1 protein-coding gene is annotated in these 1,294 nt (G+C 65.9%); it reads left to right on the top strand.

The window, feature by feature from the left end; translation table 11 throughout:
* The first annotated feature begins 69 nt into the window (after positions 1-69).
* A protein-coding gene (locus ACYVID_RS18135) for an IS3 family transposase (protein ID WP_460739471.1) occupies positions 70-1,262 on the top strand; the annotation gives its coding sequence in 2 pieces (ribosomal slippage) (positions 70-354 and positions 357-1,262; 1,191 coding nt in all).
* Positions 1,263-1,294 lie beyond the last annotated feature (32 nt).

The raw sequence follows: 1,294 nt of genomic DNA, 5'->3' as shown, positions 1-1,294 counted from the left end.
GGGACTGCTGCACGGATAGGTGACATCTGATCTGTGGTGCCGAGAGGTGCCGCTGGAAGGATGTGCGCTGTGCCCAAGCCCTACCCCAAGGAGTTCCGCGACGACGTCGTGCGCGTGGCGAGGAACCGTGAGCCGGGTGTCCACCTCAAGCAGATCGCTGCCGACTTCGGCATCAGCGAGTCCTGCCTGACCAACTGGCTCAAGAGCGCCGATGTCGAGGACGGCATCAAGCCCGGGACCACCGCGGCAGAGAACACAGAGCTGCGTGAGGCGAAGAAGCGGATCCGGTTGCTGGAGCAGGAGAACGAGGTCCTGCGCCGTGCTGCTGCCTACCTCTCCCAGGCGAACCTGCCGGGAAAATGATGTACCCGCTCGTCCGCGAGCTGGCCGCTGACGGTGTCCCCGTCACGGTGACGTGCCGGGTACTCAAGATCGCCCGCCAGCCCTACTACCGCTGGCTGGCCTGCCCGGTCACCGACGCCGAGCTGGTCGAGGCCTACCGCGCCAACGCACTGTTCGACGCCCACGGCGAGGACCCCGAGTTCGGCTACCGGTTCCTCATCGACGAGGCAGCCGAGGCCGGGGAGGCCATGTGCGAGCGGACCGCGTGGCGCATCTGCTCGACCAACGGCTGGTGGAGCGCCTTCGGCAAACCCAAGAAGGGCAAGGCCTACAAACCCGGCCCGCCGGTCCACGACGACCTGTGCGCGGTCATCGACAAGCACGGCGTGACCCGCCACGCCTTCACCGCCGAGGAGCCCAACCAGCTGTGGGTCGGCGACATCACCGAGCACTGGACCCGCGAAGGCAAGCTCTACCTGTGCGCGTTCAAGGACGTCTGCTCCAACAAGATCGTGGGCTACTCCATCGACTCCAGGATGAAGTCGCACCTAGCGGTTGCGGCTCTCAACAACGCCGTCGCCAGGCGCGGTGAGGTCGCCGGCTGCATCGTCCACACCGACAGAGGATCGCAATTTCGAAGCCGGAGATTCGTCCACGCCCTGAACCACCACGCCATGGTCGGCTCGATGGGCCGAGTAGGTGCCGCGGGCGACAACGCCGCCATGGAGAGCTTCTTCGCGCTCCTACAGAAGAACGTCCTAGACCGCCGCTCCTGGGCCACCCGCGAGGACCTGCGGATCGCGATCGTGACCTGGATCGAGCGCACCTACCACCGGCGCCGTCGACAGCCCGGTCTCGGACGATTGACCCCCGTCGAGTACGAAACCATCATGACCACCAAAGCCGTCCAGGCTGCCTAACCCGAACTGTCACCTGATCGTGCAGCAGTCCC

It is taken from the genome of Nocardioides ginkgobilobae (assembly GCF_054781275.1).
Note: the sequence above shows the minus strand (reverse complement) of the source record. Positions and strands in the feature narration are given on the sequence as shown.